14 protein-coding genes are annotated in these 13,475 nt (G+C 57.8%); 8 read left to right on the forward strand and 6 right to left on the reverse strand.

Going from position 1 to position 13,475, the window contains the following annotated elements:
- Window positions 1-10: 10 nt before the first annotated feature.
- The 4 genes from AC2FIM_RS12995 (at window position 11) to AC2FIM_RS13010 (ending at window position 6,167) form a co-directional block, all read left to right on the forward strand.
- Window positions 11-1,339, forward strand: coding sequence for an amidase (locus tag AC2FIM_RS12995; protein ID WP_271949844.1), 1,329 nt, complete (start codon window positions 11-13; stop codon window positions 1,337-1,339).
- 107 nt (window positions 1,340-1,446) lie between these two features.
- Complete coding sequence (locus AC2FIM_RS13000) at window positions 1,447-2,628, forward strand: aminotransferase class I/II-fold pyridoxal phosphate-dependent enzyme (protein ID WP_271949681.1); 1,182 nt, start codon at window positions 1,447-1,449, stop codon at window positions 2,626-2,628.
- A gap of 14 nt (window positions 2,629-2,642) precedes the next feature.
- Window positions 2,643-5,531 (forward strand): DNA translocase FtsK, encoded by a 2,889-nt coding sequence (locus tag AC2FIM_RS13005; protein WP_271949683.1) that lies wholly within the window; start codon window positions 2,643-2,645, stop codon window positions 5,529-5,531.
- 39 nt (window positions 5,532-5,570) lie between these two features.
- Window positions 5,571-6,167 carry a LolA family protein gene (locus AC2FIM_RS13010; protein WP_142637078.1) on the forward strand — a complete coding sequence of 199 codons (597 nt, stop codon included), beginning with the start codon at window positions 5,571-5,573 and terminating at the stop codon, window positions 6,165-6,167.
- A gap of 12 nt (window positions 6,168-6,179) precedes the next feature.
- Here AC2FIM_RS13010 and AC2FIM_RS13015 read toward each other — a convergent pair whose 3' ends face one another.
- Both AC2FIM_RS13015 and AC2FIM_RS13020 read right to left on the reverse strand, forming a co-directional pair.
- Complete coding sequence (locus tag AC2FIM_RS13015) at window positions 6,180-6,761, reverse strand: transglycosylase SLT domain-containing protein (protein WP_282021966.1); 582 nt, start codon at window positions 6,759-6,761, stop codon at window positions 6,180-6,182.
- A 60-nt stretch (window positions 6,762-6,821) separates the two neighbouring features.
- Window positions 6,822-7,703, reverse strand: coding sequence for an AEC family transporter (locus AC2FIM_RS13020; protein ID WP_496677830.1), 882 nt, complete (start codon window positions 7,701-7,703; stop codon window positions 6,822-6,824).
- Between the two features lie 80 nt (window positions 7,704-7,783).
- On the opposite strand from AC2FIM_RS13020, the gene hspQ reads away from it, so the two are divergent.
- A complete protein-coding gene (gene hspQ, locus AC2FIM_RS13025; protein WP_142637073.1) occupies window positions 7,784-8,110 on the forward strand; it encodes a heat shock protein HspQ in 327 nt (108 codons plus the stop codon).
- 34 nt (window positions 8,111-8,144) lie between these two features.
- On the opposite strand, the gene AC2FIM_RS13030 is transcribed toward hspQ, so the two are convergent.
- From AC2FIM_RS13030 to AC2FIM_RS13040, 3 genes are all read right to left on the reverse strand, one after another.
- Entirely contained in the window at window positions 8,145-9,722 is a 1,578-nt protein-coding gene (locus AC2FIM_RS13030) for a gamma-glutamyltransferase family protein (protein WP_271949686.1), read from the reverse strand.
- Between the two features lie 212 nt (window positions 9,723-9,934).
- The gene (locus tag AC2FIM_RS13035; RefSeq protein WP_271949688.1) at window positions 9,935-10,375 is read right to left on the reverse strand and encodes an ATP-binding protein; all 441 of its coding nucleotides are present in this window, start codon (window positions 10,373-10,375) and stop codon (window positions 9,935-9,937) included.
- 32 nt (window positions 10,376-10,407) lie between these two features.
- On the reverse strand, window positions 10,408-10,746 hold the full coding sequence (locus AC2FIM_RS13040) for an STAS domain-containing protein (protein WP_496677829.1): 339 nt from the start codon (window positions 10,744-10,746) through the stop codon (window positions 10,408-10,410).
- A 100-nt stretch (window positions 10,747-10,846) separates the two neighbouring features.
- On the opposite strand from AC2FIM_RS13040, the gene AC2FIM_RS13045 reads away from it, so the two are divergent.
- The 3 genes from AC2FIM_RS13045 to AC2FIM_RS13055 all read left to right on the forward strand — a co-directional run bounded on the left by AC2FIM_RS13045 (window position 10,847) and on the right by AC2FIM_RS13055 (window position 13,142).
- Window positions 10,847-12,019: a thiolase family protein gene (locus tag AC2FIM_RS13045; RefSeq protein ID WP_496677828.1), complete on the forward strand. Its 1,173-nt coding sequence runs from the start codon at window positions 10,847-10,849 to the stop codon at window positions 12,017-12,019.
- 73 nt (window positions 12,020-12,092) lie between these two features.
- The gene (locus tag AC2FIM_RS13050) at window positions 12,093-12,560 is read left to right on the forward strand and encodes a GAF domain-containing protein (RefSeq protein WP_271949692.1); all 468 of its coding nucleotides are present in this window, start codon (window positions 12,093-12,095) and stop codon (window positions 12,558-12,560) included.
- A gap of 57 nt (window positions 12,561-12,617) precedes the next feature.
- On the forward strand, window positions 12,618-13,142 hold the full coding sequence (locus AC2FIM_RS13055) for a GNAT family N-acetyltransferase (RefSeq protein ID WP_271949694.1): 525 nt from the start codon (window positions 12,618-12,620) through the stop codon (window positions 13,140-13,142).
- Window positions 13,143-13,181: 39 nt separating this feature from the next.
- Here the strand turns inward: AC2FIM_RS13055 and AC2FIM_RS13060 are convergent, their stop codons facing one another.
- Entirely contained in the window at window positions 13,182-13,451 is a 270-nt protein-coding gene (locus AC2FIM_RS13060) for a DUF1294 domain-containing protein (RefSeq protein WP_142637060.1), read from the reverse strand.
- Window positions 13,452-13,475 lie beyond the last annotated feature (24 nt).

A 13,475-nucleotide genomic window follows, 5' to 3' on the forward strand; every position in this document is an offset into this window, starting at 1 on the left:
GGGGGCAGTGATGCAGGATTGGTTGTCGATGACGGCTTGTGATCTGGGTCGGGGCATTGGCATGGGCCAGATTGACCCGGTTGAACTGACAGAGACCTTTCTGACTGCGATAGCAGCCCACCCGCATCGCGACCGAATCTATGCCCGCGTGACCGAAGCGCGCGCCCGAGCCGAGGCTGAGGCGGCGCAGGAACGGGCCAAGCTGGGATTGCGCCGATCATTGTTGGATGGGGTGCCGATCAGTTGGAAAGACCTGTTCGATACTGCCGGGACTGCCACCGAGGCAGGAACGGCACTGCTGAAAGACCGGGTTCCCAAAACTGATGCAATCGTGCTGCGAAATGCCAGTGCCATGGGCGCGGTATGTCTTGGCAAAACCCATATGAGCGAGCTGGCGTTCTCGGGTCTGGGCCTGAACCCGATCACCGGAACACCGCCCTGCATCGATGATGAGGATGCGGTTCCCGGCGGGTCATCCTCGGGGGCTGCGGCGTCCGTGGCTTGGGGCTTGGCGGCCTGCGCGATTGGCTCGGATACTGGCGGGTCGGTGCGGATACCGTCAGCCTGGAACAATCTGGTCGGGCTGAAAACCACTGCCGGGCGGGTCAGCCTGGAGGGTACAGTCCCGTTGTGCCTGCGGTTTGATACCGTTGGACCGCTGGCCCGCTCGGTCGAAGATGCGACCCATATGCTGGCCATGCTGGAGGGCGGGACGCCAGCTGATTTGCGCGGAGCCAATCTAAAGGGGCGTCGTTTCGCGGATTTGCAGACTGTCGCCAAGGATGATTTGCGCGCAGAGCCGCGTGTCGCTTACGAGGATGCCCTGGATCGGTTGCGTGAGGCCGGTGCAGATATCCTGCCTCTTGAGGTCCCTGAACTAGCCGACGCGATGGGGCTGTCGGGGGTTCTTTACACCACCGAAGCCTATGGCCTGTGGCGAGATGTGATCGAGGCCAACCCAGATGTGATGTATCCCGAAATACTCGAACGGTTCCGTGCTGGACGAAATGCTTCGGGCCCCGATTATGTTGCAGCCTGGTCAAGGCTGAAGGCGTGTCGCGGTGCATGGGACGTGGCCACTGCCGGGTTTGACGCCGTTTTGGCCCCAACTGCACCGATCCTGCCGCCCAATCTTGAACGGCTGATGAGCGATCATGACTATTACGTCACCGAAAACCTGCTGGCATTGCGGAACACCCGGATCGGCAACCTCATGGGGCTGGCAGCGCTGACCTTGCCGACCGGAAAACCGGGCTGCGGGCTGATGATGATGGGTTATCCGGGGTCCGAAGAGGCGCTTTTGCGGCTTGGTTCCGCGGCCGAGGCCGCATTGGCCTGAATGCCACAATCCCCTGATTCGGCGCCTCTTTGTCTGGACGAAGCCCCGCCCGGACTGTAACCTGCTTGAAAACGGGGCGAAATGATCCCGATATTGAGGCAGTAGTTATGAATTTCCCCGAGCGGTTTTCGAACCTTCCGGAATACGCATTCCCGCGCCTGCGCACCCTGTTGGATCATCACCAACCGGGCGGTGAAGTGATTCACATGACCATTGGTGCGCCGATGCACGCTTTTCCGGCCTGGGTCAGCGACGTGATTGCGGAAAATGCTGCCGGTTTTCAGGGATATCCGCCGAATGAGGGTTCGGCCGAGCTGCGCGGTGCGATCACTGACTGGATTGCACGCCGTTATGGCGTCACGATGGATCCGGACACGCAGGTTATGGCCCTGAACGGGACGCGCGAAGGGCTGTATAACGCCGCCATGGCGCTGTGCCCCGAACAGAAATACGGACAAAAACCGGTCGTTCTGTGCCCGAACCCGTTCTATCAGGTCTATATGGTTGCCTCGATCTCGGTCGGGGCTGATCCGGTTTTTGTCCCGGCCACGGCGGCCACAGATCATCTGCCGGACTATGCGGGATTGCCCGCGGATGTGCTGAACCGCACTGTCGCCGCTTATATCTGCTCACCGGCCAACCCGCAGGGCGCAGTTGCCACGCGTGAATACTGGGTCGAGCTGATCCGGTTGGCTGAAACATATGATTTCCGCATCTTCGCCGATGAATGCTATTCCGAGATTTACCGCGACACAGCGCCTACAGGTGTTCTGACGGTCGCAAAGGAACTGGGCGCTGATCCTGAACGGATCACCCTGTTCAACTCGCTGTCAAAGCGGTCGAACGTGGCCGGGCTGCGGTCTGGCCTGATTGCAGGCGGGCCGGAAACGATCAAGCGGGTCAAGCAGTTACGCAATTATGCAGGCGCGCCATTGCCGCTGCCGTTGCAGGCCGCCGCCGCAAGGCTCTGGGCCGATGAGGCGCATGTGGACGAGAATCGCGCGCTCTATCAGGAAAAATACGCCATCGCAGACCAGGTGTTTGCAGGCATCCAGGGCTATATGCCGCCCGAGGCAGGGTTCTTTCTGTGGCTGCCGGTCGAGAATGGCGAGGAAACCGCATTGAAACTGTGGCAGCAGACCGGAGTTCGGGTGCTGCCGGGTGCATATCTTTCTCAAGGTGATCCGGGGCAAAACCCGGGCGAGCAATTTATCCGGGCCGCGATGGTGGCCCCAAAAACAGAGATGCGGCAGGGGCTGATCACGCTCCGCGACTGCATTTATTCGTGAGGTACGAGGGCAAAATGGCATCATATAACGCGCGCAACCGCGATCCATTGCTGGACAGCACGACTCAGGCCGCCATCGAAAGGCGCAGCAAAGAGTTGATCGGCATCGCCCTGATCCTACTTGGGTTGGCTTCGGCGGCAATGATCTGGTCCTACACACCGGATGACCCGAACTGGATGGTGTCGACGGATGCACCAGTGCAGAACTGGATGGGGCGTGTTGGTGCCTCGATCGCGGCGCCATTGTTCATGATTGTCGGTTGGGGCAGTTGGAGCATCGCGTTGGTGTTGATCGGCTGGGGTGTGCGTTTTGCCGGGCATTTCGGTGAAGATCGTGCCGTCGCGCGCCTGATATTTGCACCGATCTGGATCGCCATTGTCTCGGTCTATGCGGCGACATTAGTGCCGGGTGAGGCTTGGCGCGTAACGCATAGTTTTGGTCTGGGTGGATTGTTTGGGGATACGGTCATGGGTGCCTTCCTGACCTTGTTGCCCATATCCTCGCATTTTATTGTCAAGCTGATGTCTCTGGCGATGGCTATTGGGATGCTGACGCTGGGCGTGTTTGTTCTTGGTTTCACCAAGGACGACGTGCGCAAGGGGTTCCGTGCCTTCCTGCTGGGGCTGGTCATGTCCTATGACATACTGATGAATCTGCTGGGCCGTGGGGCTGCTGCAACAGCGGAGGCTGCGCGCGAACGTCGTGCCCAATGGGACGAACGCAAGTTGGCCCGCGCCGAAGGGGCCGTGTTCGACGACGAGATTGCCTTTGCCGACCCTGTTTATGACGAGCCGCTTCTGGAAGCGCCCGAACCGGTAAAGACCGGCCTTCTGTCGCGCATTCCTGATCTGATCCGTCGCCCGGACCCCATGCCCGAACCCGAGCTGATCGACCGTGAACCTGTCGCGGGTTACGAGGAAATGCCGGGCGAGGACCGAATCCGTTCAAAGATTTCTGCCGCTGTGCGCAACCGTAAGGTTGCAGTCGGAGAGATGGATCCTGAGCCCGATCCCGATCTGCCGCTGACCAAAGGGCGGGGCCGTGGACCTGATCCGTTGATCCTGAACGCAGGGCCTGCGGACGATCTGCCGCCCGAGCCGCCAGTGACATCAACCGGGCTGCCGCCCGAGCCGATGCTGTCAGCGCAGCCTGAAACAGAATGGCAGGAACCGTTGCATCAGGATTTTGCGCCCGAGCCGGATTTCGATGACGAGGCCGTTTTCGAGGATGACGCCGATGAGATGCCGCAAGCCCGCCCGGCGATGAAAATCCCCGTGGCCGAGCCGCGCAAGCCGGTGGTTGCTCAACCCGTGCGCCGCACCCCGCCACCCTCGCGCCGGGCCCAGGCCGAGGCCCAGCCCGCGTTGTCGTTCGAAGAAAAGCACTCCGATTTCGAACTGCCTCCGCTGGGCCTGCTGTCCAACCCCTCCAGCATTCAGCGCCATCACCTGAGTGATGAGGCCCTGGAAGAGAATGCGCGGATGTTGGAAAATGTGCTGGATGACTATGGCGTCAAAGGTGAGATCGTCAGCGTCCGCCCCGGTCCGGTTGTCACCATGTACGAACTTGAGCCGGCTCCGGGTTTGAAAGCCAGCCGTGTTATTGGTCTGTCGGATGACATTGCCCGCTCGATGTCGGCCCTCTCGGCGCGGGTTTCGACCCTGCCGGGCCGCTCGGTCATCGGGATCGAACTGCCCAATGAAAACCGTGAAATGGTGGTACTGCGCGAAATCCTTTCGAGCCGTGACTTCGGAGACGGCAATCAGGCGCTGCCTTTGGCGCTGGGCAAGGATATTGGCGGTGAATCCGTTGTGGCCAATCTGGCCAAGATGCCCCACCTGCTGATCGCGGGGACCACCGGTTCCGGTAAATCGGTGGCGATCAACACGATGATCCTGTCGTTGCTGTATAAGCTGACGCCGGATGAATGCCGCCTGATCATGATCGACCCCAAGATGCTGGAATTGTCGGTCTATGACGGCATCCCGCATCTGCTTTCTCCGGTCGTGACAGACCCGAAGAAGGCGGTTGTCGCCTTGAAATGGGTCGTGGGAGAGATGGAGGATCGCTATCGCAAGATGTCCAAGATGGGCGTGCGTAACATCGCGGGCTATAATGGCCGGGTGAAAGACGCGCTGTCCAAGGGCGAAATGTTCAGCCGCACGGTCCAGACCGGTTTTGACGACGAAACGGGTGAACCGATGTTCGAGACCGAGGAATTCGCACCCGAGTCGATGCCCTATATCGTTGTTATTGTCGACGAGATGGCCGACCTGATGATGGTCGCGGGCAAAGAGATCGAGGCCTGCATCCAACGTCTGGCGCAGATGGCGCGGGCCTCGGGTATCCACCTGATCATGGCCACGCAGCGCCCCTCGGTCGATGTGATTACCGGCACGATCAAGGCGAACTTTCCGACCCGGATTTCCTTCCAGGTGACGTCAAAGATCGATAGCCGCACCATTCTTGGTGAAATGGGCGCCGAACAACTGCTGGGGCAGGGTGACATGCTGTATATGGCGGGTGGTGCGAAGATCACACGTTGCCACGGTCCGTTTGTCTCGGATGAAGAGGTCGAGGAAATCGTCAACCATCTGAAGCAATTCGGCCCGCCGGATTATATGAGCGGTGTGGTCGATGGACCGACCGAGGAAAAGGCTGATAATATCGACGCTGTTCTGGGTTTGAACACCGGGGGCAACACCAATGGCGAAGACGCCCTTTACGATCAGGCCGTGGCGATTGTGATCAAGGATCGCAAATGCTCGACCTCGTATATCCAGCGGAAACTTGCCATTGGCTATAACAAAGCTGCGCGTCTGGTTGAGCAGATGGAGGACGAAGGCATTGTTTCATCGGCAAATCACGTCGGAAAACGCGAAATCCTGGTGCCAGAGCAATAGGATATTTAATAACAAGGGCAGAGTGCTTATCTGGGTCTTATGAAACAGATTGCTTTTGCCCTTGCACTGACACTGGCCACACCCGCCGCCTGGGCTGCGGACAAGTTGCCGCTGTCGCAGATATCGAATTACCTGAATGGTCTGAAAACTGTCGAGACGACATTTACACAGGTCAATGATGATGGCTCACTGAGCACAGGAAAGCTGTGGATCGCGCGACCTGGAAAGATGCGGTTCGAATATGACCCGCCAGACAGCGCCGTTGTGTTGGCACGCGCTGGCACCGTTCAGATTTTCGATCCGAAATCCAATCAACCGCCCGAGCAGTATCCGTTAAAGCGAACACCTCTGTCTCTGGTTCTGGCACGGAATGTCGATCTGGGTCAGGCTAATATGGTGGTTGGGCATGACTTTGACGGAACGGCCACTGTCGTGACAGCACAGGACCCGAAAAACCCTGACTCCGGTCGAATTGAGCTGATGTTCACTGGCGATCCGGTTGAGCTGCGAAAATGGGTGATCCACGATAATGCAGGCGGACAGACAACGGTTCTGCTGGGACAGCTTGATACCGAAAAAAATCTAAGCAGCAGCTTGTTTTCGAACAAGAACAGAAGCGGGTCAGGCAATCGCTGACCCGCTGTTTGTTCAGTAACGACAGCCTGACAGTTGCGCCTGGTACATCCGGGCGCGCGCATCCACATCATTGGCCACGTTCAGCAACCACGTCTTGCTGTAATGGCTGCCGCGGGCATAACCGGTATGGCCTTCATGATAGGCCAGATACTGATTGCGCGTGTCGCTTGGCTGGATGCCATTCCGCTCATAGCTTTTGTTCATGTACCAGCCGATGAAGTCCGAAGCGTCGCGGATACGGTCCCGCTTGGCCCGGCGTTTGCCGGTTTCGCGCTGATACTCATCCCATGTCCCGTCCAGCGCCTGGCTGAAGCCATAGGCGCTGCTCTGACGGCCCATCGGAATCACACCCAGAACATATTGATGGGGCGTTCGCGCATCGTGGCGATACCGGCTTTCCTGATAGATCGTTGCCATCTGAACGTGAACGGGGATTCCCCATTTCCGCTCGGTGCTTTTGAACGCCTTGATATATTCGGGCCGTTCACGCGCAATGCTGCATGCATCATTCAGCTTGCTGGGTGGCTGGTTGGAGCCACCCCCGCAGGATGCCAAAAGCAGCACCCCGAAGAGTACGATAAGAATTCTGCTCATGTGCCTCGTGCCTTTTTTCTTCATTCTAGCGCAGATTGAGCGATTAGGAAATCACAATCGCTACAGAACAATAGCTAGAATTATAGGCAAAGCGCCGACGGACATCAGGGTTGAGACCATAACCAGCCCCGCAACCGCGTCAGAATCCGCCTCGAACCGTTCGGCCAGCAGGTATGAGGTTACGGCAACCGGCGTACACATCTGCACCACCAGAACGCCGAACGCGACGTTATCCAGATCAAACCCTTTTGCGATTGCCCATGCCAGGGCAAAACACACGACCAGTTTCAACGCCGATAGCCAGACCGCTTGCCCTAGCTTTCTGGTGGTCAGCCGCGCAATCGCAACACCAAGCGTGATCAGCATCATCGGAATCGCCATCTGTCCCAGCAGGTCCAGCGTATTGGTCACGAAGACAGGTGTTTGCCAGCCCTGCCACAGAAACAGCGCCCCCAGCAGAGTAGCCCAAACCATGGGTTCACGTGCTACCTTGCCGAAAGCGCCTTTTCCCGCCACCAGGTAGATCCCGTAAGTAAAGGAAAACAGGGCGGTAACGGCCAGAAATATCACCGCGAAACCCAAGCCTGCCTGCCCAAATGCGAAAATGGCCAGAGGCAGGCCCAGATTCCCCGTGTTGCCGAATATCAGCGGCGCCAGATAGGTGCGCCTTTCCAGCTTGCTGGCCCGGACAAATACGCCAAATGCGACCGCCAGCCCGACATGGCCTGTGATGGCGGCCAAAGTGAAACGGGTCAGCTCTCCGGGCGGGATCTGGGTTTGCATCAGGGCCACGAAAATCAGGCTGGGCACGGCGAGCGTCACCGCAAGGCGGGTCACAAATTGCAGCCTGTATTCAAAGCCAAGTTTGACCCAGGCAAACCCGATCCCCGCCAAGAGGAAGACCGGGGCCACGATTTCGAGTACTGTCAGTAAGAGGTTCACAGACTGTTTCCCATTATTTTAGATCAATGATTGGCATTCCTATGAGGAAACGGGTAGTAAGACCTTTGGGGGCAAACGTGATGCTAAAGACACAAGCAAAGTACCGGCTGGGCCAAGTCGTCCGCCACAAAAAACATCCCTTCCGAGGGGTGATTTTTGACGTGGACCCAGAGTTTTCAAATACCGAAGAATGGTATCAGGCCATTCCCGAAGACAGCAGGCCGATCAAGGATCAGCCGTTTTATCATCTGTTGGCGGAAAATGACCAATCCTTCTATGTTGCTTATGTTTCTGAACAAAATCTGATTGCCGACCAGTCCGGAGAACCGGTCGAGCATCCGGATATCCCCGATATGTTTGGTCCGTTTGAAAACGGCGCATATCCGTTGCATTTCCATTTGAACTAAAAATGGAAGCGCGGGTGAAACCGGGCCCATACTGTCAATAACCAAGCGCGCACCCATCTTTTCGCGGATCGCTTGCGCCTTGCAAAACGCCGCTCTTCTGGATTCGGATCGCTTGAGCCCCGCCAAGAGGTGTTTCCGAAATCAGAACTTTGTGGCCGATTTCAGATAATTGTTGCGCGACCTTCCGCGAAATTCCGCGTTCCAGTTTCAAGACAGGTCCGTCTGCAAAGGCGCGCGGTGCGTCTATGGCCTGCTGCAGAGCAAACTCATCGTCGGTTAGCAGCGAGACCAGCTTTGCATGTCCTGTGGGCTGAAAGGCACCACCCATCACGCCGAAGGGCATCAGGATTTTGCCTTTCTGTTTCAACATGCCGGGAATGATCGTGTGCATCGGGCGTTTGCCGCCGCCAAACTCGTTCGGATGGCCTGATTGCAACGTAAATCCAGACCCGCGGTTTTGCAGCAGAATGCCGAATTTCTCAGAGGCGATACCCGATCCAAAGCTATGAAAGATCGAATAGATCAGCGATACCGCCATCCTGTCCCTGTCGACCACCGTGATATAAACCGTGTCCTTGTGAATGGCTTCGGTCAGTGGGGCAGCAGCGGGCATGGCATGGTTTGGATTGATAAGCTCTGCCAGTCGATCGGCTGTTGTCTGGTCCCAAAACCTGTCTGCGTGTGTCGTATGATCCGGATCGGCGATGAACCTGTTGCGGGCATCGTAGGCGAGTTTTGAGGCTTCGGCCTCGATATGCAGACGCTCTGCGGATAGCGGATACATGGATCCGAGGTCAAAGTTCTTGAGGATATTCAGCAGCAAAAGGGCGGTTGCACCTTGGCCATTGGGCGGATGTTCCAGCAGGTCCAAGCCACGATAGTGCCCTGCGACCGGAACTGTAGGTGTGGCAGCGGTCGCGTCCAGATCTTCGGCTGTGTGTACCCCGCCCATGGCCGTCAGGGTCGAGATAATATCTTCAGCGACCTCGCCCGCGTAAAACGCCTCTCGTCCGTATTTGGCGATTCTGCGCAGCACTTCTGCCTGCCCGGCGGACCGGAACATGTCTCCGGTCTTTGGAACGTCTCCTTTCAGCAGATAGTGGTTCCTGGCTGCCCCCTGCAACGTGTTAGCACCCGGGCCCCAATCAAAAGCCACACGTGGGGCGACCGGCACGCCCTGGTCTGCATAGCGGATGGCGGGTTGCAGGATGGCGTCCAGCCCTAGTTTGCCCTCGGTTTCGGCCAGCTGGCAGAACGCCTCGACCGCGCCGGGAATGGTGACCGCATCCGGTGTATTGAGTGGAACTGCAGTCAGTCCCTTATCGCGCAAGCTGCCAGCGTTGGCTGCTGCCGGTGCCCGGCCAGAGCCGTTGAGGGCCCGAACCTCATCTTCTCCGGCGCGGTTGTACAGAACAAAGCAATCTCCGCCCAGGCCGGTCATTTGTGGTTCGCAAAATCCCAAAAGCACTGCCCCGGCGATGGCTGCGTCCATCGCGTTGCCACCTTGCTGTAGAATGCCAAGGGCCGCTTGGGCTGCCAGCGGGTGAGATGTGGCGCACATCCCTTCGGTCGAAAAAACTTCGGATCTGCCTGGTGCCTGAAAATCCCGCATTGCGCTGCCTTCCCGTGTGATCGCGCAGAAGGTATCGCGCGTCCGGGTATTGTCCAGTCAAATCAAAGGGGAAGTTCCTCGGCATCGTTCACTGGGTGGGGGCTGTGACATACGATGCCGAGGGAAGCTATCTGAGCTACAGTTAAGACTTTGATCTTTGTTTGCGGCGCTACAATGGTTCGAAAAGGGCCTTATTGTGACGTTTTATAGTCCTAATCCGGGTCGAGAAAACTGAATCGCAGTGACAACCGGTTGCAGCCTTCGCTACGGTCATAGCGGATTTCACTGGTCAATTGGTGGATCAGAAACCATCCAAATCCCCCCTCGGGCAGGTCTTCACGTCTTTCCCCCAGAGGTGCAGGTGCACCTTCTGGTACGCGAAAGCCGGGAAGGGGATTGCCGGTATCCGAGATGAGGATTTCCAACCAGTTCTGATGCAGGCGGCAGTGTACCTTGACGCTGGCGGGCGTGGTTCCGGCATAGGCGTGTTCAACGACATTGTTAATGGCTTCGGCCAGGGCAATTCTGACATCAGCCGCTTTGTGTGAAGGCAGCCCTTTAGACGACAGTGCCTGGCTCAACTTGGCAATGCCAGAACTTGCTTCGACCTCGGTCGCAGCGAAGCTCAAATCGAAACTGATGCCGTTACACATTAGCCTTACGCCTGTTCAGTTTCTCCTTGTGTTCAATCCGGCGCACCGGACAGTGCGTCATCCATCGTTGGGTAAAGCTTGAACACTGTGTCCATGCGCGTAAGACGAAACACCTTTTCCACAAAAGGCTGAAGACCTGCCAGATCCAGGCGCCGTTCCGCGCCGAGTTGTTTCATGGCGGCAACGATAGCGCCCAGACCGCTGGAATCGATAAATTCGACGCCGCTGAGGTCCAGAACCACACGCACAGACCCACCTTCGGTTTCCGTGCGCATGTTTTCTTTGAACTGAATGGCCATTGCGGCATCAATCCGGTTGGATTGTACAGTAATTATTTGAATATTTTTGGTCGTAGTACTCGACAGGCCCATACGTGACGGTCCTTTAACTGAAATCGCTCGTAGAAATACGCTAGACGGGAATTCTTACCATTCGGTATCCATTGAACGACAAGAATTTAGGAGCGCCCAGATGAAGCAAGTTGTAATCGCCGGAGCAGCACGTACCCCGATGGGTGGATTTCAAGGAATGTTCGATGGTGTTTCTGCCGCCGATCTTGGTGGAGCCGCGATCCGGGCCGCGCTGCAGGGTGCCGGTGCTGAAACGGTTGACGAAGTGCTGATGGGCTGCGTTCTGCCAGCCGGTCAGGGTCAGGCCCCTGCACGTCAGGCTGGGTTTGTAGCCGGTTTGGGCCAAGAGGTCCCGGCCACGACGCTCAACAAGATGTGCGGATCAGGGATGAAGGCTGCGATGATGGCCTTCGATCAGATCGCATTGGGCCATGCCAACACAATGATCGCAGGCGGGATGGAGAGTATGACGAACGCGCCCTACCTGTTGCCCAAAATGCGTGAGGGTGCGCGCTTGGGGCACGCTCAGGTCGTCGACCACATGTTTCTGGACGGGCTGGAGGACGCCTACGACAAAGGTCGTCTGATGGGCACCTTCGCCGAAGACTGTGCCGAGGCGTTCCAGTTCACCCGCGAAGCGCAGGACGAATACGCCCTGCAGTCCCTATCCAACGCGCTGGCTGCGCAGGACAGCGGGGCGTTCGACGGCGAAATCACTCCGGTAACCGTCCGCACAAGGAAAGGCGAGGTCACGCAGTCCGCTGACGAGCAGCCGAAAACCGCCCGCCCGGAAAAGATACCTTCGCTGAAACCGGCCTTTCGCGAGGGTGGAACGGTGACGGCGGCCAACGCGTCGTCGATCTCTGATGGGGCGGCAGCTCTGGTTTTGGCGTCAGCTGAAGCCGCCGAAGCGCAAGGCCTCTCTGTTCGGGCGCGCATTCTGGGTCATTCCAGCCATGCGCAGGCTCCGGGATTGTTCACGACTGCGCCAGTTCCCGCTGCGCAAAAGCTTTTGGCCAAAATCGGCTGGTCCAATGATGATGTGGATCTGTGGGAGGTAAACGAAGCCTTTGCCGTGGTGCCGATGGCATTCATGCATGAGATGGGTCTGACGCGTGACAAGGTAAATGTGAATGGTGGTGCATGCGCCCTGGGTCATCCTATCGGCGCTTCGGGGGCGCGTATCATGGTCACCCTGCTGAACGCGTTGGAAAAGCGGGATCTGAAACGCGGCGTGGCGGCGATCTGCATCGGTGGTGGAGAGGGCACTGCAATCGCGATTGAGCGTGTTTGACGCGGGGCCGATTCCACCATAGGTCCGGTGCTGTAGAACCTGTTTACAAGATCACTGACCGGACCCGCCCCCCATGACCGTTGATTACGATACGCTGACCAAGACAATCGTCGCCCTAACCGCAGGCGAGACAGATCAAGTTGCTCTGATGGCGACAATCGCCTGTGAAGTTCATCACGCCGATGATCGGTTTGACTGGACGGGGTTCTATCGCGTAACAGATCCGGGCATTTTGAAAATCGGCCCCTATCAGGGTGGTCACGGGTGTCTGGTTATTCCCTTCGGGCGCGGTGTCTGTGGTGCCGCGGCGCGGACCGGAAAGGTACAGTTGGTGGCGGATGTGCATGCGTTTCCAGGTCACATCGCCTGCGCCTCGTCTACGCAGTCCGAACTGGTGCTTCCGGTGCGCAATGCATCGGGCGAGGTCATCGCGGTTTTTGACATCGACAGTGACCAGCCGGATGCGTTCACGGATGAGGACGCAGAAAAGCTGTCTGCAATATTGTCAAAGGCGTTCTCGGGCGAGTTAAGAGGGGCCTGATGCAAAATCGGTCCGTCTGTTAGACTGGAATGGACACTAATTGCGACTGGCCAAGGCATGATCCCGGACCAATTCACCACAGAGCGGCTTGCCGTGTGCCACTGGCAAGTGGAAGTCTCTGAAGCTGGTCGCCTTTCAGCGTTGACGGCCGAGTTGGCAACCGTCCTGACGCCAGCGGTTCTTGAGCCCCTGCCGCCTTCGATGCGGGTCGAAGAAACGCCCAGCGGGATGACCGACTGGATCGCGGCACGCAAGACCGAAAGCGATGTTCTTCTTGTTCGGCTAAGGCAAAATAATCAGCTGATCGGACTGCTGATACTGGCCTCAGAACCCGAAGATCAGGCCGCACCAGCCATCCACCTTGGATATCTGTTTGCCGAACGAGCCTGGGGCTGTGGCTATGCAACCGAACTTGTGTCCGGCTTTATCGCGGCCTGCGGCACGAGCCGCGCCATTCGGTTTTTGGCCGGGGTCGAGCACAGCAATCCCGCCTCTGCCCGTGTGCTACAGAAATCGGGGTTCACGCGATCCTCAGCTCACTCCACCGACGATACCGATATGTATGTCTGCGACATTTCCTAGATCCCATCGGGATCTTACGTGGCTTGCGGATCAAGCCAACTACAGAATGTCTGTGATTAGGAAATATGCCAGCCCGACCTGAGTCGCAAAGATCGCAAACAGCGACAGGGAAAACCGGCCTTTTCGGGACTTGTGATTGAAAATCCAACGCCCGACCAGCGCACCGGGACTGCCGCCCAGTGCCGCCAGCCACAATAGCCTGCGTTCCGGAACCCGGCTTTTTCTGCGTCTGGCGCGCAGCTTGTCCCAGCCAAAGGCCAGCAAAGTCAGGCCGTTGATGACCCACAGGTATATAACCGCAATCCACATAGCTGACGGATAGCTAAATGCGTC

The sequence above is a fragment of the Ruegeria sp. CDSC052 genome (assembly GCF_059610685.1).

Bases quoted from the DNA above. Each gene is read 5' to 3' on its own strand.
- AC2FIM_RS13045 (WP_496677828.1), top strand. From the start codon at position 10,847: ATGAAGCAAGTTGTAATCGCCGGAGCAGCACGTACCCCGATGGGTGGA.
- hspQ (WP_142637073.1), top strand. From the start codon at position 7,784: ATGCTAAAGACACAAGCAAAGTACCGGCTGGGCCAAGTCGTCCGCCAC.
- AC2FIM_RS13010 (WP_142637078.1), top strand. From the start codon at position 5,571: ATGAAACAGATTGCTTTTGCCCTTGCACTGACACTGGCCACACCCGCC.
- AC2FIM_RS13050 (WP_271949692.1), top strand. From the start codon at position 12,093: ATGACCGTTGATTACGATACGCTGACCAAGACAATCGTCGCCCTAACC.
- AC2FIM_RS13000 (WP_271949681.1), top strand. From the start codon at position 1,447: ATGAATTTCCCCGAGCGGTTTTCGAACCTTCCGGAATACGCATTCCCG.
- AC2FIM_RS13030 (WP_271949686.1), bottom strand. From the start codon at position 9,722: ATGCGGGATTTTCAGGCACCAGGCAGATCCGAAGTTTTTTCGACCGAA.
- AC2FIM_RS13015 (WP_282021966.1), bottom strand. From the start codon at position 6,761: ATGAGCAGAATTCTTATCGTACTCTTCGGGGTGCTGCTTTTGGCATCC.
- AC2FIM_RS13055 (WP_271949694.1), top strand. From the start codon at position 12,618: ATGATCCCGGACCAATTCACCACAGAGCGGCTTGCCGTGTGCCACTGG.
- AC2FIM_RS13005 (WP_271949683.1), top strand. From the start codon at position 2,643: ATGGCATCATATAACGCGCGCAACCGCGATCCATTGCTGGACAGCACG.
- AC2FIM_RS13035 (WP_271949688.1), bottom strand. From the start codon at position 10,375: ATGTGTAACGGCATCAGTTTCGATTTGAGCTTCGCTGCGACCGAGGTC.
- AC2FIM_RS13060 (WP_142637060.1), bottom strand. From the start codon at position 13,451: ATGTGGATTGCGGTTATATACCTGTGGGTCATCAACGGCCTGACTTTG.
- AC2FIM_RS12995 (WP_271949844.1), top strand. From the start codon at position 11: ATGCAGGATTGGTTGTCGATGACGGCTTGTGATCTGGGTCGGGGCATT.
- AC2FIM_RS13040 (WP_496677829.1), bottom strand. From the start codon at position 10,746: ATGGGCCTGTCGAGTACTACGACCAAAAATATTCAAATAATTACTGTA.